22 protein-coding genes are annotated in these 25,050 nt (G+C 71.4%); 9 read left to right on the top strand and 13 right to left on the bottom strand.

Features of this window, described 5'->3' with window-relative positions; translation table 11 throughout:
- Positions 1-9: 9 nt before the first annotated feature.
- The 8 genes from ACZ573_RS00700 to ACZ573_RS00665 are packed head-to-tail and all read right to left on the bottom strand — an operon-like array spanning position 10 to position 6,824.
- A complete protein-coding gene (locus tag ACZ573_RS00700) occupies positions 10-2,064 on the bottom strand; it encodes an NADH-quinone oxidoreductase subunit 5 family protein (RefSeq protein WP_471297452.1) in 2,055 nt (684 codons plus the stop codon).
- A complete protein-coding gene (gene nuoK, locus ACZ573_RS00695; RefSeq protein ID WP_030726044.1) occupies positions 2,061-2,408 on the bottom strand; it encodes an NADH-quinone oxidoreductase subunit NuoK in 348 nt (115 codons plus the stop codon). The genes ACZ573_RS00700 and nuoK overlap by 4 nt, the downstream gene beginning before the upstream one ends.
- On the bottom strand, positions 2,408-3,025 hold the full coding sequence (locus ACZ573_RS00690) for an NADH-quinone oxidoreductase subunit J family protein (protein ID WP_390172339.1): 618 nt from the start codon (positions 3,023-3,025) through the stop codon (positions 2,408-2,410). Before ACZ573_RS00690 ends, nuoK begins: the two co-directional genes overlap by 1 nt.
- Positions 3,022-3,627 carry a NuoI/complex I 23 kDa subunit family protein gene (locus ACZ573_RS00685; RefSeq protein ID WP_301367978.1) on the bottom strand — a complete coding sequence of 202 codons (606 nt, stop codon included), beginning with the start codon at positions 3,625-3,627 and terminating at the stop codon, positions 3,022-3,024. The genes ACZ573_RS00690 and ACZ573_RS00685 overlap by 4 nt, the downstream gene beginning before the upstream one ends.
- Positions 3,627-4,592, bottom strand: coding sequence for a complex I subunit 1/NuoH family protein (locus ACZ573_RS00680; protein ID WP_471297449.1), 966 nt, complete (start codon positions 4,590-4,592; stop codon positions 3,627-3,629). Before ACZ573_RS00680 ends, ACZ573_RS00685 begins: the two co-directional genes overlap by 1 nt.
- On the bottom strand, positions 4,589-5,821 hold the full coding sequence (locus tag ACZ573_RS00675) for an NADH-quinone oxidoreductase subunit C (protein WP_471297447.1): 1,233 nt from the start codon (positions 5,819-5,821) through the stop codon (positions 4,589-4,591). Before ACZ573_RS00675 ends, ACZ573_RS00680 begins: the two co-directional genes overlap by 4 nt.
- Complete coding sequence (locus ACZ573_RS00670; protein ID WP_471297445.1) at positions 5,818-6,426, bottom strand: NADH-quinone oxidoreductase subunit B; 609 nt, start codon at positions 6,424-6,426, stop codon at positions 5,818-5,820. The genes ACZ573_RS00675 and ACZ573_RS00670 overlap by 4 nt, the downstream gene beginning before the upstream one ends.
- Positions 6,417-6,824 carry an NADH-quinone oxidoreductase subunit A gene (locus ACZ573_RS00665; protein WP_030012240.1) on the bottom strand — a complete coding sequence of 136 codons (408 nt, stop codon included), beginning with the start codon at positions 6,822-6,824 and terminating at the stop codon, positions 6,417-6,419. The genes ACZ573_RS00670 and ACZ573_RS00665 overlap by 10 nt, the downstream gene beginning before the upstream one ends.
- Positions 6,825-6,971: 147 nt before the next feature.
- Here ACZ573_RS00665 and ACZ573_RS00660 point away from each other — a divergent pair, with 147 nt between their 5' ends.
- The 7 genes from ACZ573_RS00660 to ACZ573_RS00630 all read left to right on the top strand — a co-directional run bounded on the left by ACZ573_RS00660 (position 6,972) and on the right by ACZ573_RS00630 (position 16,782).
- On the top strand, positions 6,972-8,162 hold the full coding sequence (locus tag ACZ573_RS00660) for a sensor histidine kinase (protein WP_471297443.1): 1,191 nt from the start codon (positions 6,972-6,974) through the stop codon (positions 8,160-8,162).
- 424 nt (positions 8,163-8,586) lie between these two features.
- A complete protein-coding gene (locus tag ACZ573_RS00655) occupies positions 8,587-9,897 on the top strand; it encodes a sensor histidine kinase (RefSeq protein WP_471297440.1) in 1,311 nt (436 codons plus the stop codon).
- A 323-nt stretch (positions 9,898-10,220) separates the two neighbouring features.
- On the top strand, positions 10,221-10,880 hold the full coding sequence (locus ACZ573_RS00650; protein ID WP_373042948.1) for a response regulator transcription factor: 660 nt from the start codon (positions 10,221-10,223) through the stop codon (positions 10,878-10,880).
- A 151-nt stretch (positions 10,881-11,031) separates the two neighbouring features.
- On the top strand, positions 11,032-12,975 hold the full coding sequence (locus ACZ573_RS00645) for a 2-oxoacid:acceptor oxidoreductase subunit alpha (RefSeq protein WP_471297438.1): 1,944 nt from the start codon (positions 11,032-11,034) through the stop codon (positions 12,973-12,975).
- Positions 12,968-14,047, top strand: coding sequence for a 2-oxoacid:ferredoxin oxidoreductase subunit beta (locus ACZ573_RS00640; RefSeq protein WP_471297436.1), 1,080 nt, complete (start codon positions 12,968-12,970; stop codon positions 14,045-14,047). Before ACZ573_RS00645 ends, ACZ573_RS00640 begins: the two co-directional genes overlap by 8 nt.
- Before the next feature lie 201 nt (positions 14,048-14,248).
- Positions 14,249-15,196 carry an EamA family transporter RarD gene (gene rarD, locus ACZ573_RS00635; protein ID WP_471297434.1) on the top strand — a complete coding sequence of 316 codons (948 nt, stop codon included), beginning with the start codon at positions 14,249-14,251 and terminating at the stop codon, positions 15,194-15,196.
- A gap of 269 nt (positions 15,197-15,465) precedes the next feature.
- The gene (locus ACZ573_RS00630; RefSeq protein WP_471297432.1) at positions 15,466-16,782 is read left to right on the top strand and encodes a M28 family metallopeptidase; all 1,317 of its coding nucleotides are present in this window, start codon (positions 15,466-15,468) and stop codon (positions 16,780-16,782) included.
- A gap of 32 nt (positions 16,783-16,814) precedes the next feature.
- On the opposite strand, the gene ACZ573_RS00625 is transcribed toward ACZ573_RS00630, so the two are convergent.
- The 4 genes from ACZ573_RS00625 to ACZ573_RS00610 all read right to left on the bottom strand — a co-directional run bounded on the left by ACZ573_RS00625 (position 16,815) and on the right by ACZ573_RS00610 (position 19,991).
- Positions 16,815-17,231 (bottom strand): hypothetical protein, encoded by a 417-nt coding sequence (locus tag ACZ573_RS00625; RefSeq protein WP_351162477.1) that lies wholly within the window; start codon positions 17,229-17,231, stop codon positions 16,815-16,817.
- The gene (locus ACZ573_RS00620) at positions 17,228-17,431 is read right to left on the bottom strand and encodes a ribbon-helix-helix domain-containing protein (RefSeq protein WP_223835884.1); all 204 of its coding nucleotides are present in this window, start codon (positions 17,429-17,431) and stop codon (positions 17,228-17,230) included. Before ACZ573_RS00620 ends, ACZ573_RS00625 begins: the two co-directional genes overlap by 4 nt.
- Before the next feature lie 106 nt (positions 17,432-17,537).
- Positions 17,538-18,758, bottom strand: a complete 1,221-nt coding sequence (locus tag ACZ573_RS00615; RefSeq protein WP_471297430.1) for a LolA family protein — start codon at positions 18,756-18,758, stop codon at positions 17,538-17,540.
- 222 nt (positions 18,759-18,980) lie between these two features.
- Positions 18,981-19,991, bottom strand: coding sequence for a polyprenyl synthetase family protein (locus tag ACZ573_RS00610; RefSeq protein ID WP_471297428.1), 1,011 nt, complete (start codon positions 19,989-19,991; stop codon positions 18,981-18,983).
- 381 nt (positions 19,992-20,372) lie between these two features.
- On the opposite strand from ACZ573_RS00610, the gene ACZ573_RS00605 reads away from it, so the two are divergent.
- Positions 20,373-22,376, top strand: coding sequence for a CocE/NonD family hydrolase (locus tag ACZ573_RS00605; protein ID WP_471297426.1), 2,004 nt, complete (start codon positions 20,373-20,375; stop codon positions 22,374-22,376).
- A gap of 132 nt (positions 22,377-22,508) precedes the next feature.
- On the opposite strand, the gene ACZ573_RS00600 is transcribed toward ACZ573_RS00605, so the two are convergent.
- A complete protein-coding gene (locus tag ACZ573_RS00600) occupies positions 22,509-23,327 on the bottom strand; it encodes an HAD family hydrolase (protein ID WP_471297424.1) in 819 nt (272 codons plus the stop codon).
- Between the two features lie 340 nt (positions 23,328-23,667).
- Here ACZ573_RS00600 and fahA point away from each other — a divergent pair, with 340 nt between their 5' ends.
- Positions 23,668-24,891 (top strand): fumarylacetoacetase, encoded by a 1,224-nt coding sequence (fahA, locus tag ACZ573_RS00595; protein ID WP_471297422.1) that lies wholly within the window; start codon positions 23,668-23,670, stop codon positions 24,889-24,891.
- Positions 24,892-25,050: the final 159 nt, after the last annotated feature.

Genomic DNA, 25,050 nt, shown 5'->3' with positions numbered 1-25,050 from the left:
ACTCACGGCTCACGATCCGGCGTTGACGTTGGCGAGGACGGCGGTGGCGATCGCCAGGACCACGGCGCCGGCGAGCAGGGCGCTCAGGTAGCTCTGCACGTTGCCGGTCTGGGCACGGCGCACGAGGCTGCCGAACAGCTGGGTGCCGGTGCCCGCGCCGCGGACGTACGTGTCCACGACCTCGCGGTCGAGGAAGCGGACGAGGCTCGCGGCGGCCTGGACGGGCCGGACGAACAGCCGGTCGTAGACGGCGTCCAGGTGGAATCCGACGGCCGCGTGGCGGTGCAGCGGTCCGAGGAACGCCTTGCCGGGGTCGGCGGCCGGGCCGGCCGGGACGGCGGGGTGATCGTGGGTCACCTCGGCCACCTCGGGGGCTTCCGCGGCGGATTCGGCGGCGGCGACGGAGGCGGCGGACTCGGCGGCGGCGGTGGGCGCTCCGGCCGCGGCACGCTCTCCGGTGCCGGTGCCGGTGCCGGCGGCGGTCGCGAGGACGGCCTTCGCCGAGGCGCGCTGCCAGAGGGCGTAGGTGAGCATCGCGCCGATGGCCGCGGCACCCGTGCCGAGGACCGAGGTCACCAGGGTCGGGCTGAGTTCTCCGCCGTCGAACCAGTCGGAGATGGGGCCGGCCGCGAGGCCGAAGCCGATCGACGGGATCGCCAGCAGCCACAGCACGCCGGTCATGGCGAGGGGCTCCTTGCCGTGGTCGGGGGCGGCAGCGCCCCGGCCGCGGAAGGCCATCAGCCACAGCCGGGTGGCGTAGGCGGCGGTGAGCAGGGCGGTCAGCAGACCGGCGATGAGCACCAGCCAGCCGGCGGCGCTGGGCGCGAACTCCGAGTGCCCGGTCGCGGTGTGCTCGGCGGCGACGAGGACGGCTTCCTTGGAGAAGAAGCCGGCGAAGGGCGGGACCGCGGCGAGCGCGAGCAGTGCGATCGTCATCGTCCAGAAGGCGTCGGGGATGCGCCTGGCCAGGCCGTCCATCCGGGACATGACGCCCAGGGAGTTCGTACCGGCGGCGTGGATGATCACGCCGGCGCCGAGGAACAGGAGCGCCTTGAAGGCGCCGTGGGACAGGAGGTGGAACACGGCGGCGCCACGGTCGCCGACGGCCAGGGCGCCGACCATGTAGCCGAGCTGACCGATCGTGGAGTAGGCGAGCACCCGCTTGATGTCGTCCTGGGCGATGGCGGCCAGGCCGGAGCCGACCATCGTGACGGCCGCCATCACGGCCATGACCACCAGCGCGGCCTGGGAGGCCGCGAAGACGGGCAGGAGGCGGGCGATGAAGTAGACACCGGCGGCGACCATCGTCGCGGCGTGGATCAGCGCCGAGACCGGGGTGGGGCCCGCCATGGCGTCGGGGAGCCAGGTGTGCAGGGGGAACTGCGCGGACTTGCCCGCGACGCCGGCGAGCAGGAGCAGCGCGATCAGTGTCGGGTGATCGAGTCCGCCCGCGGCGACGGTGCCCAGGATCTTCGGGATCTCGAACGAACCGGCGTCGGCGGCGAGCGCGAACAGGCCGATCAGGAAGGGGACGTCGCCGAGCTTGGTGACGAGGAAGGCCTTCAGGGAGGCGGAGCGGGTCGCTTCGGTCTCCCAGTAGTGGCCGACCAGGAAGTACGAGCAGATGCCCATGATCTCCCAGCCGACCAGCAGCACCATCAGGTCGCCGGAGTAGACGACGAGCAGCATGGCGGAGGTGAACAGTGAGACGAGAGCGGCATACGACGGGTAGCGCGGATCCTCACGGAGGTACGCCGTCGAGTAGACCTGTACGCAGGTGGCGACCACCCCGACCAGGACGGCGACCAGGGCGGCGAAGCCGTCGATGTAGAGCGAGAGGTCGATCGGCACCGAGCCGGTCGGGGTCAGCTCGGTCGCGGCGCTGATCGTCTCGCCGCCGCCCTGGCGGACGGCGACGAGCACGGCCAGTACGGCGGCGCCGAGCGTCGGCAGGATCGCGAGCGGCCGGACGAACCCGGGTGCGGTGCGGCCGAGGAGCAGTCCCGCCACCGCGCCCAGGAAGGGGAGCAGCGGGACGAGGACGGCGAGGGTCGTGGTGCTCACGCGGTGACCTCGCTCTGGTTGTTCGCGGCGGGCTCGTGGCCCTCGGCGGTGTCGCGCAGCCGGTCGACGTCGGAGGTGCCCCGGTTGCGGTACACCATCAGCACGATCGCGAGGCCGATGCCGATCTCGGCGGCGGCGATCGCGATGGTGAAGAGGGTGAGGGCCTGGCCGGCGTGCAGGGCGTCGCGCAGCCAGACGTCGAAGGCCACCAGGTTGAGGTTGACGGCGTTGAGCATCAGCTCGACGGACATCAGGACCAGGATGGCGTTGCGGCGGGCGAGTACGCCGTACAGGCCCGTGCAGAAGAGGAGCGCCGCGAGTACGGCGGGGTAGGCGAGGTGCATCAGCGCCGGCCCTTCTTCTCGCCGGGGCCGGCCGGGGTGGCGGCGTCGGCGGGGTCGGCGGGGTCGTTCCTGCGGGACAGCACGATGGCCCCGATCAGGGCTGCGAGGAGGAGTACGGAGAGCGCCTCGAACGGCAGCACCCAGTGCTGGAAGAGGATCTCGCCGGAGACCTTGGTGGAGCCCTGGACCGGTCCGTCGAGGTCGATCCAGGTGGTGCGGAAGGCGTCGACGACCACCCAGACCAGTGACACGGCCGCGACGACGGCGACGCCGAGTGCGATCCAGCGGTTGCCGGAGTCCGCGTCCGGGGAGCGGCCGATGGGGGCCTTGGTGAGCATCAGTCCGAAGAGGAGGAGGACGACCACGGAACCGAGGTAGATGAGTACCTGGACCCACGCGATGAACTCGGCGGTCAGCAGCAGGTACTCGACGGCGATGCCGCCGAGCGCGACGACCAGCCACAGGGCGGCGTGCACCAGCTGCTTGGTGGTGACCGTGACGAGGGCCGCGCCGAGGGTGGCGAGTCCGACGAGGACGAAGGCGATCTCGACGCCGGTCGGGGAGAGGAAGCCGGGCCCGGTGGTGGCGGCTGCGGCCAGGGTGGCGGCGGGGCTCACGCGTCTCCCTCCGGGGTCGGGTCGGTCGGCGGTTCGGTCTCGGCCGCCTGGGCGGCTGCTTCGGCGGCGGCTGCCGCCGCGGCGGCTGCTTCGGCCTTCTCCACCGCCTTGCGTGCAGCGGCGATCTCCTTGGGCTCCTCGGCTGCCGGGTCCAGCGCGGGCGGTGCCGGGACGGTCCACATCCACTCGCGGAGCTTGTCGCGCTCGTGGGTCAGCTCGTGGATGTCGGTCTCCGCGTACTCGAACTCCGGCGACCAGAAGAGGGCGTCGAAGGGGCACACCTCGATGCAGATCCCGCAGTACATGCAGAGGGAGAAGTCGATGGCGAAGCGGTCGAGGACGTTGCGGCTGCGCTCGCGGCCACCGGGCGTGGACGCCGGGACCGTCTCCTTGTGGGAGTCGATGTAGATGCACCAGTCGGGGCACTCACGGGCGCAGAGCATGCAGACGGTGCAGTTCTCCTCGAACAGACCGATGACCCCGCGGGAGCGGGGCGGCAGTTCGGGCTGGACCTCGGGGTACTGGGCCGTGTGCGAGCGCTTCGTCATCGTGCGCAGCGTGACGGCCAGGCCCTTGGCCAGGCCGGATCCGGGGATGGGCATTACTGGATCGCCACCTTCACGATGCCGGTGAGCGCGATCTGGGCGAGCGCGAGCGGGATGAGTGTGGTCCACGCGAGCTTCTGGAGCTGGTCCTCGCGCAGGCGCGGGTAGCTCACGCGGAGCCAGATCACGACGAAGGCGAGGATCGCGATCTTGAGCAGGGTCCAGACCCAGCCGAGGTCGTCGCCGAAGGGACCGTGCCAGCCGCCGAGGAAGAGGACGGTGGTCAGGGCGCAGAGGACGACGATGCCGGCGTACTCGGCAAGGAGGAACAGGGCGAAGCGCAGGCCGGTGTACTCGGTGTACGCGCCGAAGATGATCTCGGAGTCGGCGACGGGCATGTCGAAGGGGGGCCGCTGCAGTTCGGCGAGGCCGGCGACGAAGAAGACGAGTGCGCCGACGATCTGCCAGGGCAGCCACCACCACTCGAAGGCCTCGACGATCCCGGGGAGGGAGACCGTACCGGCCGCCATGGCGACGGAGGCGGCGGCGAGCAGCATCGGGAGCTCGTAGGCGAGCAGCTGGGCGGCGGTGCGCAGGCCGCCGAGCAGGGAGAACTTGTTCGCGGAGGCCCAGCCGGCCATCAGGGAGCCGAGGACTCCGACACCCATGACGGCGAGCGCGAAGAACAGGCCCGCGTCGATGACCTGGCCGACGGCGCCCTCGCCGGGCCCGATGGGGATGGCCAGGAGGACGAGGAGGTACGGCAGCAGCGCGACGGCGGGGGCGAGCTGGAAGATCCGGCGGTCGGCGCCCGCCGGGACGATGTCTTCCTTCTGCGCGAACTTCACGCCGTCGGCGACGAGCTGGGCCCAGCCGTGGAAGCCGCCGGCGTACATGGGACCGAGGCGGCCCTGCATGTGGGCCATCACCTTGTGCTCGGTCTGCCCGACGACGAGCGGGAGCACGAGGAAGACGGCGAAGACGACGATCAGCCGCAGGGCGACGCCGAGGACGTCGTTCACGCGTCGCCTCCGTTGTCGGGGTCGGTGGTGGGGTCGGTGGTGGGGCGGGTTCCGTCGCCCACGGCGGGCCCGGTTTCCGGGTCGGCCTTGGGATCGGCCTTCGGGTCGGCCTTCGGGTCGGCCTTGCGCTCCGGCTCGGATCCGGTCCCCTGCTCCGCCTTCGGCGCCAGCTCGGGAGCCGGTTCTTCGAAGGCGGGCTTGGGGTCGTGCCAGGGGGCGTCCGAGCTGCGCGGCGCCGGACGGCGGGGCGCGGCCGCAGCCTCCCCCGCCTCCGGGGCGGCGCCCGCGGCGGCTTCGTCCGGGGCCGGAGCCGGAGCGGGCGTCTGGCTCACGGAGCCGTCGGCGACCGAGCGGGTGCGGCGGGGCGGGCGGGGGGTGGTCTCCCCGGTCTCCCCGGTCGCCTCGGTGGCCGCTTCGGCCGGGGCCGCCTGGCTCGCCGAGCCTTCCGATACCGAACGGGTGCGGCGCGGCGGACGGGGGGTGGCTTCCGCGGACGCCGCGGTGGCCGCGTCCGCGGGGGGCTGGGTGGCCGAGCCCTCGGTGACCGAGCGGGTGCGGCGCACCGGGGCGCCCTCGCGCGGGGTGCGCGCGGCGGCGCCCGCCGCGCCGGCCGCACGCGGGGTGCGGGCCGGACGGGACGGGGCCGGCGGGAGCTGGCCCTTCATCGGGCCCCAGTCGTTGGGGTCCGGTACGCCCGGCGGAAGCATCTGGCGGCGCTTGGGCGCGTCCGGGTCGTGCGCCTCGCCGGGCTCCTTGGCGCCGGGCCAGGCCTTGGCGACGCGCGCGGCCAGGACGAAGTCCTTGCGCAGCGGATGGCCCTCGAAGTTCTCCGGCAGGAGCAGGGGGACGAGGTGCGGGTGGTCGGTGAAGGTGACCCCGAACATCTCGAACGTCTCGCGCTCGTGCCATTCCGCCCCCGCGTAGACGGCGACCGCGGACGGAAGGGAGGCGGCGCTGTGCGGGACGGTCGTGCGCAGCAGCAGCCGGCGCACCCGGTGGTTCTCCAGCGACGCGACGTGCGCGCAGATCCGGAAGCCGGTGCCGGGCTCGTCCACCGCGCTCAGCCAGTCGAAGTACGTGCAGCCCAGCTTGTCCCGGGCGATTTCGAGGGCGGAGATCCAGCTGCCGACGGGCACGTCCACCGTGAGGACGTCGTACGAGAACTCGGCGACGGCCTCGGCCCCGAAGACCGTCGGCGCCGCGTCGGGAAGGGAGTCGTAGAGGTTCACGAGCCGGCCTCCTGCGCGGGTGCCGGCGGGGGCGTGACCAGGCCGCTCGTCAGCTGGGACACGGACGGCCCGGCCCCGTAGCGCTCGGCCAGCGACTCGCGGGCGATCTTCTCCTGGAGCTTGAGGATGCCCTGGAGGAGGGCTTCGGGGCGCGGCGGGCAGCCCGGCACGTAGACGTCGACCGGGATGATCTGGTCGACGCCCTTCGTCACCGAGTACGAGTCCCAGTAGGGGCCGCCGCAGTTGGAGCAGGCGCCGAAGGAGATGACGTACTTCGGCTCCGGCATCTGCTCGTAGAGCCGCTTCACCGCGGGGGCCATCTTGTCCGTGACGGTGCCCGAGACGATCATCAGGTCGGCCTGGCGCGGACCCGGCGCGAAGGGGATCACGCCGAGCCGGATGAAGTCGTGCCGGGCCATGGACGCGGCGATGAACTCGATCGCGCAGCAGGCCAGGCCGAAGTTGAAGACCCACAGGCTGTACCGGCGGCCCCAGTTCAGGACCACCTTCATCGGTTCCGGGGCCAGGCGGGAGAGGACTCCGAGGCGCTTGGGCTCCGGGAGCAGCACGCCCTCGGTCGGCGTCACAGCCGGTGTCACGTCCATTCGAGGACGCCCTTCTTGTACGCATAGAGCAGGCCGACGGCGAGGAAGCCCAGGAAGATGAACATCTCGACCAGGGTCGTGGCGCCGTAACCGGCGGCGGCGAACACCGTCGCCCACGGGAACAGGAAGATCGAGTCGACGGCGAAGATGACGTAGAGGAACGCGTAGACGTAGTAGCGGACCTGGGTGTGCGCCCAGCCCTCGCCGACCGGGTCCACACCGCATTCGTAGGTCAGCAGCTTCTCGGGGGTCGGAACGACGGGCCGCAGCAGGCGGCCCGCGCCGAAGGCGACGGCCACGAAAAGCACACCCAGGGCGGCCAGGAGACCGACGACCGAATAACTCCGGAAGTAGTCCGCCGCGAGCACGGTTACGGTCGATACCGTTGGTTCAGGCACGTCCGTTCCTCGCTCCTCGGTCACTGTCGACGATCTGGTACGGACGGGAGTCTAGGGCCTGCCTCACACGGGGTGGGGTTATCCCCCGTTCACAGCACCCCGGCCACCCCATGGCATCAGCGGGTCGTACTTGACAGGGTGTGGCGCATGACCCTGAGCCATGCCGTACCCGACAACGATCGACCTCCCCCCGTACGCGCCGTCTTCAGCGCCGTGACGTGGAAGGAGATCGCCTATCTGGTGAGCAACCTGCCGTTGGCGATCGTCGGTTTCGTTTACGCGGTTGTCATGGTTTGCACGGCCGGCGGTCTTTCCGTGACCGCGGTCGGAATTCCCCTGCTCGCGTGCGGTCTGTATCTGTCTCGGCAATTGGGACGGCTGGACCGGGCACGCGCCCGCGGGCTGCTGGGCGTGCGGGTGGACGAGCCGACCCCGATCCCCGGTCCGAAGCGGTCCGGCGGATTCTTCCCCTGGCTGTGGACGAGCATCAAGGACCCGGTCGGCTGGCGGACGGTGCTGTACCAGCTGATCCGGTTGCCGTGGGGAGTACTCACCTTCACGGTAGCGCTGACCGGCCTGTTCGTGCTGTGGCCGGTGCTGCCGTACCTGGTGCGGCTGATGGCGAACGTGGACCGGGCGATGGTACGGGGGCTGCTGTCGCCCTCCGACGACCTGGAGCGGCGGATCGCGGAGCTGGAATCCGACCGGGGGGTCGTGGTCGACACGGCGGCGGCCGACCTGCGGCGCATCGAACGGGACCTGCACGACGGGGCGCAGGCCCGGCTGGTGGCGCTGGCGATGGGGCTGGGCCTGGCGAAGGAGAAGCTGCTGGAGGATCCGGAGGGCGCGGCGGCGATGGTCGACGAGGCGCACGGGGAGGTGAAGCTGGCCCTCCAGGAGCTGCGGGACCTCGCCCGGGGGATCCACCCGGCGGTGCTGACGGACCGGGGGCTGGACGCGGCGCTGTCGTCGGTGGCGGCGCGGTGCGTGGTGCCGGTGAAGGTGGCGGTGGATCTGCCGGCGGATCCGCCGGGGGCGCGGCCGGCGGAGGCGATCGAGGGGATCGCGTACTTCGTGGTGTCCGAGCTGCTGCAGAACGTGAGCAAGCACGCGGGGCCGGGGGCGCGGGGCGCGACGGTGGAGGTGTGGCGGGCGGGCCCGAGGCTGATGATCCGCGTGTCGGACGACGGGCGGGGCGGGGCGAGTCCCTCCGGGGGGAGTGGGCTGGCGGGGCTCGCGGAGCGGTTGGGCGCGGTGGACGGGGTGCTGGGGGTGGACTCGCCCGTGGGGGCGGGGACCGTGGTCACGGCCGAGCTGCCGTGGCGGGACCGGGGGTAGGGCCCCGGGCCCCTGTTGTTGCTGGTGAGCGGGACTCCCGTCCGGGGTGGGCGGGGGTCCCGTTCGTTCGTCCGGCTCGCCGCCGTTTCCCAGGGCTCCGCCGTGCGCCTCGCCGGCGGGGCTGCGGGGATGGGCCGGGTCCCGTACGGATTCCGCTGCGCCGCCGTTTCCCAGGGCTCCGCCCCGGACCCCGCGCCTCAAACGCCGGCGGGGCTGGATGTGGCGGCGGCCGTCTCGCAGACACCTGCCGGGTGGGTGGGTCGCCGCAAACGCCGGCGGGGCTGGATGTAGCGGCGGCCGTCTCGCAGACACCTGGGGGTGGGGTTAACCCCCCGGTGGAGATGCCGACCCGCCGCATGGTTCGGGGGGTCGGGGGGCGGCAGGGTGGGGGTGTAGCGGAGGACCGGAAGGGTGGGTCGGGATCATGGGCAACGGCAGAGGCACGGGCGGCGGGATCGGCGCGGTGTTGCGGGCTCCGGTCGAGGGGCGGACCTGGCGGGAGTTCGGGTACCTGCTGATCGGGCTGCCGCTGAGCACGCTGTACTTCTCGCTCGCCATCACCGGTGTGAGCCTCGGCGCCGGACTGCTCGTCACCTTCCTCGGCGTTCCGGTCCTCGCCGGCGTGCTCGCCCTGTGCCGCGGCTTCGGGCACGTGGAGCGGGCCCGGGTGCGCGCGCTGCTCGGGACGGAGATCGCCGCTCCCGCGCCGATCCGGGCGAAGAAGGCCGGTCCGCTCGCCGCCATGGGCGCCCTGCTCAAGAGCGGGAGCGCCTGGCGCCACGCGCTGTACTCGGTCGTCCACTTCCCGTGGGCGGTGTTCTCCTTCTGCCTGTCCCTGGTGCTCTGGGCGTGTGGGTGGGCGTACCTGCTGTACCCGCTCTGGTTCTGGGTCTTCCCGGCCTACACCGACCAGCCCGGGTTGCAGCTCTTCCAGAACGACGGCTACACCTTCTACCTCGACTCACCGGTCATGATCGTCCTCACCAGCCTCATCGGGCTGGTGATCACCCTCGCCACTCCGTGGGTGATCCGCGCCCTGACCACCGTCGACCGGGTCATGGTCGGCGGGCTGCTCGGCGCGTCCAGCCTGGCCACCCGTGTCAGCGAGCTGGAGTCCGACCGCGGGGTGGTCGTGGACACCGCCGCCGCCGACCTGCGGCGCATCGAGCGGGACCTGCACGACGGGGCGCAGGCCCGGCTGGTGGCGCTGGCGATGGACCTGGGACTGGCGAAGGAGAAGCTGACCGAGGATCCGCAGGCCGCGGCCCGGATGGTGGACGAGGCGCACGGTGAGGTGAAGATCGCCCTCCAGGAGCTGCGTGACCTGGCCCGCGGGATCCATCCGGCCGTGCTCACCGACCGGGGGCTGGACGCGGCGCTGTCCTCGGTGGCCTCGCGGTGCGCGGTGCCGGTACGGGTGGCCGTGGATCTGCCGGCCCGGCCCGCGGCGGCGATCGAGGGGATCGCGTACTTCACGGTCTCGGAGCTGCTGCAGAACGTCAGCAAGCACGCGGTGGCCCGGTCGGCCTCGGTGGACGTGTGGAAGTCCGGGGAGCGGCTGCTGATCCAGGTCGCGGATGACGGGCGGGGCGGAGCGGGTGCCTCCGGCGGGGGGAGCGGGTTGGCGGGGTTGACGGGGCGGCTGGATGCGGTGGATGGGGTGCTGGTGGTGGACTCCCCCGACGGTGTCGGGACCACGGTCACGGCGGAGCTGCCGTGGCGTGAGCGGGGGTAGCCCCCGGGCCCCTTCTGTTGCTGGTGAGCGGGACTCCCGTCCGGGGTGGGCGGGGGTCCCTTGTGCGTCGGGTGCGGCGGCATGTCCTGGGGCGCCGCCGCAGACCCCGCGCCTCAAACGCCGGCGGGCTGGATTTGGCGAGGCCGGCGCTTCGAACGCCGGCCGGGGGCGGGATGTGACCTTCCGGTTCGGGAAAACTGCCGCCGGACGCCCACGTGTTGTTCCGGCTCTGCCTTCACCGGGACCCAAGGCTGGGATGCTTGGCTGAGTCAGGTAGTGCGTGAACGAGTGGACGCGGGAGCTGCTGAGTCGTGGAAAACAGGGTGCGGGTGGTCATCGCCGAGGATTCAGTGCTGCTGCGTGAGGGCCTGACCCGGTTGCTGACCGACCGGGGGCATGACGTCGTGGCGGGCGTCGGGGACGCAGAGGCCCTGATCAAGACGGTGGCGGACCTGGCGGCCGAGGGGGCGCTGCCGGATGTGGTGGTGGCGGACGTACGGATGCCGCCGACCCACACGGACGAGGGTGTGCGGGCGGCCGTGCGGCTGCGCCGCGACTACCCGGGGATAGGCGTGCTCGTGCTGTCCCAGTACGTGGAGGAGCAGTACGCCACCGAACTGCTGGCCGGTTCCAGCACCGGGGTGGGGTATCTGCTCAAGGACCGGGTGGCCGAGGTCCGGGAGTTCCTGGACGCGGTGGTGCGGGTGGCCCGGGGCGGTACGGCCCTGGACCCCGAGGTCGTCGCCCAGCTGCTCGGTCGCAGCCGGAAGCAGGACGTACTGGCGGGCCTGACCCCGCGCGAGCGCGAGGTGCTCGGGCTGATGGCTGAAGGCCGGACGAATTCCGCCGTGGCGAAGCAGCTGGTCGTGAGCGACGGAGCGGTGGAAAAGCACGTCAGCAACATCTTCATGAAGCTGGGCCTTTCGCCGAGTGACGGGGATCACCGGCGAGTACTGGCCGTTCTCACCTACCTGAAATCTTGATCGACTGACACTCTGTCAGATACGGCATACCGGCAGGGCCGTCTCAAGGGGCGGTCCTACGGTCCAGAATGTGGTCGCCCCTGGGGACCTGATCCCTACCGACGTAGGGTTGGTTCCGGGGGTGCTCACGCCTCGAAGGAGGTCCAGTTCAGTGACCAGCCAGGTCAGCAGCCCAGCCGAGCAGGCCGACGGGGCCGGGGGTGCGGTTGTCGGTGGACAGCGCGCCCCGGAGAGTCCGGGCGGCAAAGAAGTGCGCCGACTCGATCGTGTGATCATCCGATTCGCGGGTGACTCCGGTGACGGTATGCAGCTCACCGGTGACCGCTTCACCTCGGAAACGGCGTCCTTCGGGAACGACCTGTCGACGCTGCCGAACTTCCCCGCCGAGATCCGCGCCCCTGCCGGAACCCTCCCGGGCGTCTCCTCCTTCCAGCTCCACTTCGCCGACCACGACATCCTCACGCCGGGCGACGCACCGAACGTGCTGGTGGCGATGAACCCGGCGGCCCTGAAGGCGAACATCGCGGACCTGCCGCGCGGCGCCGAGATCATCATCAACACGGATGAGTTCACCAAGCGCCCCATGGCCAAGGTCGGCTACGCCACCTCGCCGCTGGAGGACGGCTCCCTCGACGCCTACAGCCTGCACCCGGTGCCGCTGACCACCCTGACGGTGGAGGCGCTGAAGGACTTCGGCCTCTCCCGCAAGGAGGCCGAGCGCAGCAAGAACATGTTCGCGCTGGGCCTGCTGTCGTGGATGTACCACCGGCCCACCGAGGGCACCGAGAACTTCCTGCGGCAGAAGTTCGCGAAGAAGCCCGAGATCGCCGAGGCGAACGTCGTTGCCTTCCGGGCCGGCTGGAACTTCGGGGAGACGACCGAGGACTTCGCGGTCTCCTACGAGGTCGCCCCGGCCACCCGCGCCTTCCCCACCGGCACCTACCGCAACATCTCCGGGAACCTGGCGCTCTCCTACGGCCTCGTCGCGGCGAGCCAGCAGGCCGATCTGCCCCTCTACCTGGGCTCCTACCCGATCACCCCGGCCTCGGACATCCTGCACGAGCTCTCGAAGCACAAGAACTTCGGCGTGCGGACCTTCCAGGCCGAGGACGAGATCGCCGGCATCGGCGCGGCGCTCGGCGCGGCCTTCGGGGGCGCGCTCGGGGTGACCACCACCTCCGGGCCCGGTGTGGCGCTCAAGTCGGAGGCGATCGGCCTCGCGGTGTCGCTGGAGCTTCCACTGCTGATCGTGGACATCCAGCGCGGCGGCCCTTCCACCGGACTGCCGACCAAGACGGAGCAGGCGGACCTCCTCCAGGCCATGTTCGGCCGCAACGGCGAGGCCCCCGTGCCGATCGTCGCACCGCGGACCCCCGCGGACTGCTTCGACGCCGCACTCGAGGCGGCCCGGATCGCGCTCACCTACCGGACCCCGGTCTTCCTGCTCTCCGACGGATACCTCGCCAACGGATCCGAGCCCTGGCGGATCCCGGAAGTCGCCGACCTGCCCGACCTGAAGGTCAAGTTCGCCACCGGTGCGAACCACACCCTGTCCGACGGCACCGAGGTGTTCTGGCCGTACAAACGGGACCCGGAGACCCTCGCCCGGCCCTGGGCCATCCCCGGCACCCCCGGCCTCGAACACCGCATCGGCGGTATCGAGAAGCAGGACGGCACCGGCAACATCTCCTACGACCCGGCCAACCACGACCTCATGGTCCGCACCCGCCAGGCCAAGGTCGACGGCATCCAGGTGCCCGACCTCGACGTGGACGACCCGGACGGCGCCACCACCCTGGTCCTGGGCTGGGGTTCCACCTACGGCCCCGTCACGGCGGCCGTCCGCCGGCTGCGCGGCGCCGGACTCCCCATCGCCCAGGCCCACCTGCGCCACCTCAACCCCTTCCCCAGGAATCTCGGCGAGGTCCTGGAGCGTTACGAGAAGGTAGTGGTGCCGGAGATGAACCTCGGGCAGCTCGCCACCCTGATCCGGGCGAAATACCTGGTCGACGCCCAGTCGTACAACCAGGTCAACGGAATGCCGTTCAAGGCGGAGCAGCTCGCCACGGTTCTCAAGGAGGCCATCGATGACTGAGGTGACGGAGGCGACCGACGGGGCCCGGACCCTGCTCTCGCTGGTACCGAAGGCCGAGAGCAAGCAGTCGATGAAGGACTTCAAGTCGGACCAGGAGGTCCGCTGGTGCCCCGGTTGCGGTGACTACGCCGTACTGGCCGCCGTTCAGGGCTTCATGCCCGAACTGGGCCTCGCGAAGGAGAACATCGTCTTCGTCTCGGGCATCGGCTGCTCCTCCCGCTTCCCGTACTACATGAACACGTACGGGATGCACTCGATCCACGGCCGCGCCCCGGCCATCGCCACCGGCCTCGCCACCTCCCGCCGCGACCTGTCCGTGTGGGTGGTCACGGGGGACGGCGACGCGCTGTCCATCGGCGGCAACCACCTCATCCACGCGCTGCGCCGCAACGTCAACCTGAAGATCCTGCTCTTCAACAACCGGATCTACGGGCTGACCAAGGGCCAGTACTCCCCCACCTCCGAGGTCGGCAAGATCACCAAGTCGACGCCGATGGGCTCGCTGGACGCGCCCTTCAACCCGGTGTCGCTGGCGATCGGAGCCGAGGCCTCCTTCGTCGCCCGGACCGTCGACTCCGACCGCAAGCACCTCACCGAGGTACTGCGCCAGGCGGCCGACCACCAGGGCACGGCGCTCGTGGAGATCTACCAGAACTGCAACATCTTCAACGACGGCGCCTTCGAGGTCCTCAAGGACAAGGACCAGGCCCTGGAAGCCGTGATCCGGCTGGAGGACGGGCAGCCGATCCGCTTCGGCGCGGACGGCTCGAAGGGTGTCGTACGCAACCCGGCCACCGGGGACCTGGAGGTCGTCGAGGTCACCGCGGCCAACGAGGCGCGGATCCTGGTGCACGACGCGGAGAACGCCAGCGCCACGACCGCGTTCGCGCTGTCCCGCCTGGCCGACCCCGACACGCTGCACCACACCCCGATCGGGGTGTTCCGCAGCGTGGAGCGGCCCGTCTACGACACCCTCATGGCCGACCAGCTGGACGCGGCCGTCGACCGCAGCGGCAAGGGCGACCTCGGGGCCCTGCTGACCGGCCACGACACCTGGACCGTCGTCGGTTAGCGCGCACCGCCCGCACGCGAACGGAGCCCGGATCCTGCGCCAGGATCCGGGCTCCGTCGCGTCCGGCGCGGCCCAGGGTCTCGCGCGCCTGGCCTCCCGGACCCCGAAAGATGTCATGAGTATCTCCCGATTACGGGCATGACATCTGAGCCGTACGGCGATACCGTCGTGAAGTTGGCTGGAAGTCGTACAGGAGGCCCCGTGAAGGCAGAGAACGAGCAGCGCACGGGTTTGCTCTACGGATTCGGCGCATACGGGATGTGGGGGCTGGTCCCCCTCTTCTGGCCGCTCCTCAAGCCCTCCGGGGCGATCGAGATCCTCGCCCACCGCATGGTGTGGTCCCTGGCCGTGGTCGGTCTGGCGCTGCTCGCCCTGCGCCGCTGGGGCTGGATACGGGAGCTGCTCCACCAGCCCCGCAAGCTCGGCCTGACCGCGCTGGCCGCCACGGTGATCAGCGTGAACTGGGGCCTGTACATCTGGGCGGTCAACAACGAGCACGTCGTCGAGGCGAGCCTCGGCTACTTCATCAATCCCCTGGTCAGCATCGCCATCGGCGTGCTGATGCTCGGTGAGCGGCTGCGCCGGGCGCAGTGGGTGGCGGTCGGCCTCAGCTTCGTCGCCGTGCTGGTGCTCGCCATCGGCTACGGGCGGCCGCCGTGGATCTCGCTGATCCTCGCCTTCTCCTTCGCCACGTACGGGCTGATCAAGAAGAAGCTCAACATGGGCGGCCTGGAGTCGCTGGCCGCCGAGACGGCCGTGCTGTTCCTGCCCGCCCTGGGATACGTCCTGTGGCTCGGCGCGCAGGGCCGGTCCACCTTCGCCTCGCACGGTGTCACCCACTCGCTCCTGCTGGCCGCGACCGGGCTGGTCACAGCCATCCCGCTGGTGTTCTTCGGGATGGCCGCGATCCGGGTCCCGCTGTCCACCCTCGGGCTGCTCCAGTACATGGCCCCGGTCTTCCAGTTCGGGCTCGGCGTCCTGTACTTCCACGAGGCCATGCCGCCCGAGCGCTGGGCGGGCTTCTCCCTGGTGTGGGCCGCGCTCGTGATCCTCACCTGGGACGCCCTGCGTACGGCGCGGCGGTCCCGGGTCAGGCTGGAGGCGGCGGCGCCGGCCGTCCTGGCGACACCGGCGCGCGAGCCCGCGTAACGCCGCCGCGAGCCCGTGTAGTGCCGCCCGAGCGGCACGCGGCACGGCGCCCTGCGGGGCTCGCTGCGGCAAACACTTCACACCCACGATCCCCGGTACGGGCCACCCGTACCGGGGATCGTCCGTTTTCCGAACTCCCCTGACCGAATTGTGGTCTTGACGGACAGTCATACTCTCGCTGAACATCAGGCTCGCACTGACGCACTAACGCTCACCTGCTCTATCGCCACTCGTTCCGTCATATCCCCGCGGAATCCCGGAGCCCCCACATGAGCCTGTCCGTCTCCCGGCGCCTTGCTGCCGTGACCGCGTTCGCGGTCGCCGGCCTGTTCGCCTCCGCCGCCCCCGCCGCACTCGCCGCCCCCACGGCGGTCGCCGCGGCGCCGACACCGCCCGACATACCGCTGGCCAACGTCAAGGCCCACCTGTCGCAGCTCTCGACCATCGCCGCCAACAACGGCGGCAACCGCGCCCACGGCAGGGCCGGCTACAAGGCCTCGATCGACTACGTGAAGGGCAAGCTCGACGCGGCCGGCTTCACGACCACCCTGCAGACCTTCACCTCCAGCGGCGCCACCGGCTACAACCTGATCGCCGACTGGCCGGGCGGCGACCCGAACTCGGTCCTGATGGCCGGCTCTCACCTGGACTCGGTGACCGCGGGCGCGGGCATCAACGACAACGGCTCCGGCAGCGCGGCCGTCCTGGAAACGGCCCTCGCCGTCTCCCGGGCCGGTCTGCAGCCCACCAAGCACCTGCGCTTCGGCTGGTGGGGCGCGGAGGAGCTGGGCCTGATCGGCTCGAAGTACTACGTCAACAACCTGCCGGCGGCCGAGAAGGCGAAGATCTCCGGCTACCTGAACTTCGACATGATCGGCTCGCCGAACCCGGGCTACTTCGTCTACGACGACGACCCGACGATCGAGCAGACCTTCAAGAACTACTACGCCGGCCTCGGTATCCCGACCGAGATCGAGACCGAGGGCGACGGACGCTCCGACCACGCCCCCTTCAAGAGCGCGGGCATCCCCGTCGGCGGCCTGTTCTCCGGCGCCGACTACACCAAGACGGCGGCGCAGGCACAGAAGTGGGGCGGCACCTCCGGTCAGGCCTTCGACCGCTGCTACCACTCCTCCTGCGACAGCCTGACGAACATCAACGACACCGCCCTGGACCGCAACTCCGACGCCGTCGCCTACGCGATCTGGACGCTCGGGGCGGCCACCCCGGTCCCGCCGGGCCCGTCCTTCGAGAACACGGCGGACGTGAACATCCCGGACTCCCCCGCCGCGGCGGTGTCCTCGCCGATCACGGTCTCCGGTGTGACGGGCAACGCGCCCGCGACCACCAAGGTCGACGTGAACATCGTCCACACCTACCGCGGTGACCTGGTGGTCGACCTGGTCGCCCCGGACGGCACCGTCTACAACCTGCACAACCGCAGTGGCGGCAGCGCCGACAACCTCGTCCAGACGTACACCGTCAACGCCTCCAGCGAGGTGGCCAACGGTGTCTGGAACCTCCGGGTCAAGGACTCGGCCGCGCAGGACGTCGGCTACATCAACAGCTGGAAGATCACCTTCTAGGCCGTGTCCGCAAACTAGCGCCGGTACCCGGTTCAGGCGTCCTCGGCACGACCCTGCGAGGACGCCTGGAGCGGGCCCTGGATGCGGGCGCGCAGCTCCTCGGCCACGGCCGCGATGTCCGCGCGGCCCAGCTTGGCCGCCTCCACCAGGTCGCCGAGCTCCTCGGGCGAGGGCAGCTGCTTCGCCCCGGCCACCCGCAGGTACGAGCGGGTCGCGGCGGCCGCGTAGAACTCGTTCATCGGGGATTCCAGCGCGGGGCACACCGCGAGGGTGTGCAAAAACGCGGCGGCCCGCCACGCGGTGTCCGGGGCGGGCTGTTCGGGCACGAGGACGAGGTCGTTCTGGTGCCGGGCGACCGCGGCGGCCACCCCGGAGGGATCCCACACGGCGGGATCGGACGGGAGATGGTGGGCCAGAGCCGTCCAGGCCCACTCCATGGTGATCTTCAATTGCCGAACCGCTGCTGGAAGTAGCCCCAGTGGTCGGCGAACTCCTCTATGCCGGAGAGGAAGTTCTTCCGGTCCTCGTCGAGTTCGCGCTCCGTGACCTCGGTGATCAGCGCGGTGACCGTCGTCCCCAGTGCCGCCGCACGTGCCTTCAGGCGTTCGTGGAACTCTTCGTCCAGGCGGATGGTGACGTGTCTCGACATGTCCAACACCGTACAGCGGGTGTGCTGTACGCGGAGCGGAATCGGCGCGAGGGTGGGCAGGGACACAGTCCCGGCCCACCCTCGCGGCGGTCCGTCCGGCTGCCGGCTACTTGTTGGCGTCGGCCGCCTTGACCAGCGCGTCCTTGGTTACCGCGCCGACGTAGACCTTGCCGTCGTCCGTGATCAGGGCGTTGACCAGGCGGGTCGACAGGACCCGGCCCTCACCGAACTTCCCGGTGACCTTGTCCCCGAGGGAGTCGAGGAACTGCTTGGCCTCCTTCGGGGTGTTCTTGTCGTTCTCCAGGTCCTTCAGGTTCCGGTTCATGCCCGAGTCGATCCGGGCGATGGTCGACCAGCCCTCGCCGAGCACCTTCGCGTCGCCCTCGCCGCCCGGGCCGCCGGTCAGACCGCCGAGGCCCGGGATGGACTCCAACGCCTTCCAGTGGTCGTCCGCGCCGCCCTTGCCCTTGCCCGCCTCGTCCACGCCCTCGGTCACCTTGGCGCCGTTGGGCGCGGTGAAGGAGAAGGTGTCGGCGGCCGGCTTGGCGAAGTCGACCTTGGTGAAGCCCGCGTCCACGATCGGCTTGCCGCCCTGGGCGGACAGCAGCTGCACGCGCAGCGGCACGCCGTTCTTGGCGTCCACCGCGATCTGGACCGAGCCGACCGTGGAGCCGGTCTGCTTGGGCTTCAGCACCAGCTGGTAGGCGTCCCGCCCGGCCACCTGCGCGGTGTCGCCCACACTGACGTCCGTGGTGGGGCCGGCGGCCTTCAGGATCTCCTCGGCCAGCTTCTGCGGGGAGGCGGCCAGGCGGTCGCCGGTCTTGTGCTCCTTGCCGCCGTCCTTGCCCTTGCTCTGGCCGGCCTCGGCGTTCTTCTCGTGGAAGACCTCGTTCGACTTGGAGTCGTAGCCCCACACGTCGTCGCCGTTGTGGATGAGGCTGTACTCGTCCTTGTCGTCGAGGAAGGTCAGCCGCTGGCGGTCCGGGCCGTCGGCCGCGACGCGCAGGGTGTGGCTGCCGTTAGCCAGCTGGGCGACCTTGTCCTCCGGGTTGGCGGAGCCGCCCGCGACGCCGCCGCCGCCGAGCAGCCCGCTCGCGATCTTCGGCAGCCCCAGGTCGGTGGTGATCCGGGCGGTGCCGGACAGCTGCTGCACGTCCGAGGCCGCTACCTTCTCGATGAGCTGCTGCGCCGTCACCTTCGGCAGGTCGGGCCCGCCGGCGTTGGCGAAGGCCGGGACCATCGCAACGGTCGCCGCGGCCACGCCCGCCACCGCTACCGGTACGGCGTACCGGGCGGCCTTGCGGGAAGTCTTGGTGTTCGGTGCCATGTCAGTGCCCTGCCCTCTGTGTCGACTGCGGCGACCACCGTGTCGCCGCGCTCACCCGATCTGGTGGGGTTTGATGACTCCATCTGACCAAATCGGCGGCCGCGGGGCGTCAGTCCCGGGACGCAACTCGGCGTACGCCCGTGGGATGACATGGAAAGGGCCCTCCTCCCCCGACCCGTAGGGGTCGCCGGGGCGGAAGGGCCCGTTCCGTACGCGTGGCCGTCAGCCGGCGCGGTGCACGACCGCGTCGCAGAGCTCTTCGAGCGCCGACTTGGCGAAGCACTCCGGCAGCGGGGCCAGCATGGCCCGCGCGTCCTCGGCGTACCGGATGGTGTCGCGGCGGGCCCGCTCCAGGGCGGGGTGCGCCCGCAGCCGGGTGAGCACCTCGGCGTGGCGGGCGTCGTCCGTCAGGTCGCCGTCCAGGAGCTCGACGAGCTCCAGGTCCGCCGGGTCGCCGCCCTGGGCGGCCATCTCGCGCAGCCGCAGCACGGGCAGCGTCGGGATGCCCTCGCGCAGGTCGGTGCCCGGGGTCTTGCCGGACTCGTGCGCGTCGGAGGCGATGTCGAGGACGTCGTCGGCGAGCTGGAAGGCGGTGCCGAGCCGCTCGCCGTACTGGGTCAGGATGTCGACGACCGACTCGTCGGCGCCGGACATGAGCGCGCCGAAGCGGCCGGAGACCGCGATCAGCGAGCCGGTCTTGCCGGCGATGACGTCGAGGTAGTGGGCGACGGGGTCGCGGCCGTCGCGCGGGCCGGCCGTCTCCAGGATCTGGCCCGTCACCAGCCGTTCGAAGGCCTCGGCCTGGATGCGTACGGCCTCCGGCCCGAGGTCGGCCAGGATGTGCGAGGCGCGGGCGAACAGGAAGTCACCCGTCAGGACCGCCACCGAGTTGCCCCAGCGGGCGTTGGCGCTCTCGACCCCGCGGCGGACGTCCGCCTCGTCCATGACGTCGTCGTGGTAGAGCGTCGCGAGGTGCGTGAGCTCGACCACGACGGCGGACGGCACGATGCCGGGCGCGTAGGGATCACCGAAACGGGAGGCGAGCATCACCAGCAGCGGCCGGAACCGCTTGCCTCCGGCCCGGACCAGGTGCTGTGCGGCCTCGGTGATGAAGGGGACTTCGCTCTTGGTGGCTTCCAGCAGACCCGCCTCGACGGCGGCCAGTCCGGCCTGGACATCGGTCTCAAGAGCCTGGTCCCGCACGCTCAGTCCGAACGGCCCGACGACGGTCACGAGGGGTACTCCTGTCTGCTGACGATCACGCTGACGATCACATGGATTGTCGATGTGTCGCTGCCATCACTCAAGCCAGCGTATCGGGTCTGTTTTCGATCACCGAGAGCGCCTTCCCGGCCACCACCCGCGCACTGCCCGATGAGCACCGGTATGTTCTGGATAAGCCGGATCAACCGGAGAATGCGTTTTGCCCAGAACAGTGACCGATATGGACGAGCCCGCGGATCCGGACGCCGACCGGCCGCCGCGTCCGTCCCGGCGGCCCACGGGACCATGGTCCACCTCGTCCCCGCCGCCGGCGGATGGCTCGTCGGACGGACGACGACCGGCAAGACACCCCCCAGGGACACGTCCGAGGCGATTGGCGGCCGAGACCAGATGATCATCCGTACCGACTTCCCGTACGGCACCACCCACGAGGATGTCCGGATCCCGCTTCCCGACGGTGTCGAGCTGTACGCCCGGATCTGGCGCCCGGTCACGGACGAGCCGGTGCCGGCCCTGCTGGAGTACCTCCCGTACCGGCTCACCGACTGGACCGCGCCGCGCGACCAGCAGCGCCACCCCTGGTACGCGGGGCACGGCTACGCCTCCGTACGGGTGGACGTGCGCGGGCACGGCTGCAGCGGGGGCCGGCCGGGCGACGAGTACGACGCCCGCGAGCTGGCCGACGGGGTCGCGGTGGTGGAGTGGCTGGCGGCGCAGCCGTGGTGCACGGGGTCGGTGGGGATGTTCGGGATCTCCTGGGGCGGCTTCAACTCCCTCCAGATCGCCGCGCTGGCCCCGGAGCCGCTGAAGGCGGTCGTGACCGTCTGCTCGACGGACGACCGGTACGACAACGACGTGCACTACATGGGCGGCTCGGTGCTCGCCGTGGACATGCACGCGTGGGCGGCGACCCTGCTGGCCTTCACCTCCCGCCCGCCGGACCCGCAGTTCGTCGGCGACGACTGGCGCCGGATGTGGCTGGACCGGCTGGAGGCGGTGGAACCGCTCGTCCACACCTGGCTCTCCCACCAGACGCGCGACGCCTACTGGCGCCACGGCAGCGTCTGCGAGGACTACCCGGCCGTCCGCGCGGCCGTGCTCGCGGTCGGCGGCTGGCACGACCCGTACCGGGACACCGTGCTGCGGCTGGTCGAACACCTGCCGCCCGCCCGCGTACGGGGCCTGATCGGGCCCTGGTCGCACCAGTACCCGGACCGCGGCCTGCCGCCGGGACCGGCCATCGGCTTCCTGCAGGAGACCCTGCGCTGGTGGGACCACTGGCTGAAGGGCGCGGACAACGGCGTCATGGAGGAACCGCTGCTGCGCACCTGGATCAGCGAATCGCACCCGCCCGCGACGGTGTACGAGGAGCTCCCGGGACGCTGGGTCGGCGAGAAGTCCTGGCCGTCGGCTTCCGTCATCCCCGTGCCGTACGTGTTCCAGGGAGCGCCGGTGGCGGTGGCCTCCCCGCAGCACACCGGGCTGGACGCGGGCCGCTTCTTCCCCTTCGGCAACGACGCCGACCTGCCGCCGGACCAGCGCGAGGAGGACGCGAAGTCGGCCTGCTTCGAGTTCCCGGTGGGGCGCGAGGAGCCGGTGGAGATCCTGGGGCGGCCGTCGGTCACCCTGCGGCTGCGGCTCGACGTGCCGTACGGGCAGGTGGTCGCCCGGCTGTGCGACGTGGCCCCGGACGGCTCCTCGACGCTGGTCACGCGGGGCGGGCTGAACCTCTCGGCGCGCCGGGGCCGCGACCGGGCGCTGCCCTGGCCGGTGGGCGCGTACGAGGACGTCACCTTCGAGCTGAACGGCATCGGGCACGCCTTCGCGCCGGGGCACCGGATCCGGCTCGCCGTGTCCTCCGCGTACTGGCCGTGGATCTGGCCGCGGGCCGGGTCGGAGGCCGGCTGGACCCTGGACCCGGCGGGCAGCGCGCTGACCCTGCCGGTGCGGGCGGGCTCCGCGGCGGACGGCGGGATCGTCTTCGAGGCCCCGGAGCAGGCGGAGCCGCTGGGCGTGGTCGTCCCGGCGACGCTGGACGAGCCGCGTCCGGAACGGCTGGTCGTACGGGACGTCGCGCGCGGGACGTGGCGGCTGGAGGTGGACCCGCGGTACGGGGGCACCCGGGTGTACCCGGACGGCCTGGAGTACGAGGAGGACGCGGAGGAGGTGTACGAGATCCAGGACGCGGACGCGCTGTCGGCGCGCACGTTCTCGCGGTGGCGGATCCGGCTCCACCGGCCGGAGCTGGCCTGGGACACGCGGGTGGAGACCCGCTCGGAGATCCGTTGCGACGAGGGCGGCTTCCTGACGTCGAACGAGGTGGTGTGCCGGGAGGGGGAGGAGGTGGTCTTCCACCGGACGTGGGAACGCCGGCTGCCGCGCGCGGCGGGCTGAGCGGGCCGACCCGCCCTGGCGGGCGGCCCCGGGCTCCGCCCCGGACCCCGCGCCTCGAACGCCGGCGAGGCTGGGATTGCCTGCGGGGCTTGAGGCGCGGGCGTGCGGGGGCGGAGCCCCCGGGACCGGCGGTCAGCCGAACAGCCGCTCCAGGACCACCGCGATGCCGTCCGCCTCGTTCGACAGGGTGATCTCGTCGGCGACCGCCACCAGCTCGTGGTGGGAGTTGGCCATCGCCACCCCGTGGGCCGCCCACGCGAACATCGGGATGTCGTTCGGCATGTCCCCGAAGGCGATCGTCCCGGACGGGGAGACGGCGAGGACTTCCGCCGCCCGCGCGAGCCCGCTGGCCTTGTCGATGCCCGGCGGCTGGAGTTCCACCGTGTGCTCGCCCGCCATCGTGACGTTCACCAGGTGGCCCACGACCGAACGCGCCACCCGGGTCAGCTCGTCGTCGTCCAGCTCCGGGTGCTGGAGCAGCACCTTGTTGATCGGCGCCGACCACAGGTCGCAGCGCCGCGGGACGCGGACCGTCGGCAGGTGGGGGTGCCACATCCGGTAGCCCGGCCCTATCAGCATCTCCGCGTCCAGGCCCTCCTGGTTGACCGCCGCGTAGACCTCGCCGATCTCCGCCTCGATCTTGCCGAGGGCCACGTCGGCCAGCTCCCGGTCCATGGACACGGAGTGCAGCAGGCGCCCGCGCGCCGCGTCGTACACCTGCGCGCCCTGCCCGCACACCGCGAGCCCCGTGTGGCCGAGCCGGTCCAGGACGTGTCGGACCTGGGGAACGGGGCGTCCGGTGACGATGATGTGCTGGGCGCCGGCCGCGCGCGCCGTCGCGAGCGCCTCGTACGAGCGGGTGGAGACGGTGTCCCCGGCTTGCAGCAGAGTCCCGTCCAGGTCTGTGGCGATCAAGGCATAGGGAAGGGCGGGAGGCGGGGCGGAAGTCACGGCGCCTAGGATACGGACCCCTTTGGACAAGTCCTACAAATAGAGCCCGAATCCGGCCTCCCCCACGTCGCATCCGTCACTTTGAGGCGCTCCAGCGTCGAGCGGGACAGGGGCGGGGCAGGGAAGTGCACAACCCCGACCGTAGGGCCCTCGATCGACAGCACGCACCAAAAGATCAGATTTGACCGGAACTGTGGATACCTGACCACAGCCGTCGTCCCGGGGTGTGTTTCATCTCCGACCGCGTACCCGCGCGTTCCCGCGGGATCCTGAGTAGCGTGTCCCGCACCGGTGTCTACCGGGACACCCCCGGACCGCGTCGAAAGCGAGGCAGTACCCCATGCCCCAGCAGAGCCCCCTCGATGTCCCCGAGGGCGACCCGTTCGGGCCGCACAACCTCCCCTACGGCGTCTTCTCGACCGCCGCGGACGACCGGCGGCGGGTCGGTGTGCGCATCGGCGGATTCGTCCTGGACGCGGGGGCGGCCGCGGCCGCGCTGGGCTCCCCGTTCGCGGACCTGCTCGGACGGACCTCGCTCAACCCGCTGCTGGGGGCCGGCCACACCGCCTGGCGCGACGTGCGCCGCGCGCTGACCGCCTGGGTGACCGACCCCGGCCACCGCCCCACCGTCGAGCCGCACCTGGTGCCGCTCGACGAGGTCACCCTGCACCTGCCGTACGAGGTCGCCGACTACGTCGACTTCTACGCGAGCGAGCACCACGCCACCAACGTCGGCAAGATGTTCCGCCCGGACGGCGACGCGCTGACGCCCAACTGGAAGCACCTGCCCATCGGTTACCACGGCCGCTCCGGCACCATCGTGGTCTCCGGCACCGATGTCGTACGCCCCTCCGGCCAGCGCAAGGCGCCCACCGACCCGGCGCCCGTCTTCGGCCCCTCCGTCAAGCTCGACATCGAGGCCGAGGTCGGCTTCGTCGTCGGCACCCCCTCCGAGCTGGGCCGCCCGGTGGCGCTGGGCGACTTCGAGGAGCACGTCTTCGGGCTGTTCCTGCTCAACGACTGGTCGGCGCGCGACATCCAGGCATGGGAGTACGTGCCGCTCGGCCCGTTCCTCGGCAAGTCCTTCGCCACCTCGGTCTCCGCCTGGGTCACCCCGCTGGAGGCCCTCGACGCGGCCCGCGTCGCCCCGCCCGCCCGGGACTTCCCGCTCCAGCCCTACCTGGACGACGCCGGCCTCGACCGCCCCGGCGGCTTCGACCTGCGCATCACCGTCTCCATCAACGGGCAGGAGGTGGCGCAGCCGCCCTTCGCCACCATGTACTGGACGGCCGCCCAGCAGCTCGCCCACATGACCGTCAACGGCGCCTCCCTGCGCACCGGCGACGTCTTCGGCTCCGGCACCGTCAGCGGTCCCGAGGTCGGCCAGCGCGGCTCGCTGCTGGAGCTCACCTGGAACGGCCGCGACGCCATCGAGCTCACCGACGGCAAGCGCACCTTCCTGGAGGACGGGGACACCGTCACCCTCACCGCATGGGCCCCCGGCCCGGACGGCACGCGCGTCGGCCTCGGCGAGGTCACCGGCCGCATCGTGGGCTCGCGCTAGTCCGACGCCGGCGGCAACCACGGTCGGGGGGGGGGGGGGGGTTTTCCCCCCCCCCCCCCCCCCGGGCCCGGCCAGAAAACCGAAGTTGCACACCTCGGGGAAAAGACCCGGTGGACAAGGAGATCCCTCCTCCGCGGAGGGGTGAGAAAGCGGGGGGGA

Source organism: Streptomyces sp. NPDC040545, from assembly GCF_055595065.1.
This window is presented reverse-complemented; position numbering and strand designations above follow the sequence as displayed.

Coding starts and splice junctions, on each gene's coding strand:
- nuoK (WP_030726044.1), bottom strand. CDS start 2,408: ATGCACCTCGCCTACCCCGCCGTACTCGCGGCGCTCCTCTTCTGCACG.
- ACZ573_RS00615 (WP_471297430.1), bottom strand. CDS start 18,758: ATGGCACCGAACACCAAGACTTCCCGCAAGGCCGCCCGGTACGCCGTA.
- ACZ573_RS00640 (WP_471297436.1), top strand. CDS start 12,968: ATGACTGAGGTGACGGAGGCGACCGACGGGGCCCGGACCCTGCTCTCG.
- ACZ573_RS00605 (WP_471297426.1), top strand. CDS start 20,373: ATGATCATCCGTACCGACTTCCCGTACGGCACCACCCACGAGGATGTC.
- ACZ573_RS00670 (WP_471297445.1), bottom strand. CDS start 6,426: ATGGACGTGACACCGGCTGTGACGCCGACCGAGGGCGTGCTGCTCCCG.
- ACZ573_RS00630 (WP_471297432.1), top strand. CDS start 15,466: ATGAGCCTGTCCGTCTCCCGGCGCCTTGCTGCCGTGACCGCGTTCGCG.
- ACZ573_RS00660 (WP_471297443.1), top strand. CDS start 6,972: ATGACCCTGAGCCATGCCGTACCCGACAACGATCGACCTCCCCCCGTA.
- ACZ573_RS00655 (WP_471297440.1), top strand. CDS start 8,587: ATGGGCAACGGCAGAGGCACGGGCGGCGGGATCGGCGCGGTGTTGCGG.
- ACZ573_RS00620 (WP_223835884.1), bottom strand. CDS start 17,431: ATGTCGAGACACGTCACCATCCGCCTGGACGAAGAGTTCCACGAACGC.
- fahA (WP_471297422.1), top strand. CDS start 23,668: ATGCCCCAGCAGAGCCCCCTCGATGTCCCCGAGGGCGACCCGTTCGGG.
- ACZ573_RS00685 (WP_301367978.1), bottom strand. CDS start 3,627: ATGCCCATCCCCGGATCCGGCCTGGCCAAGGGCCTGGCCGTCACGCTG.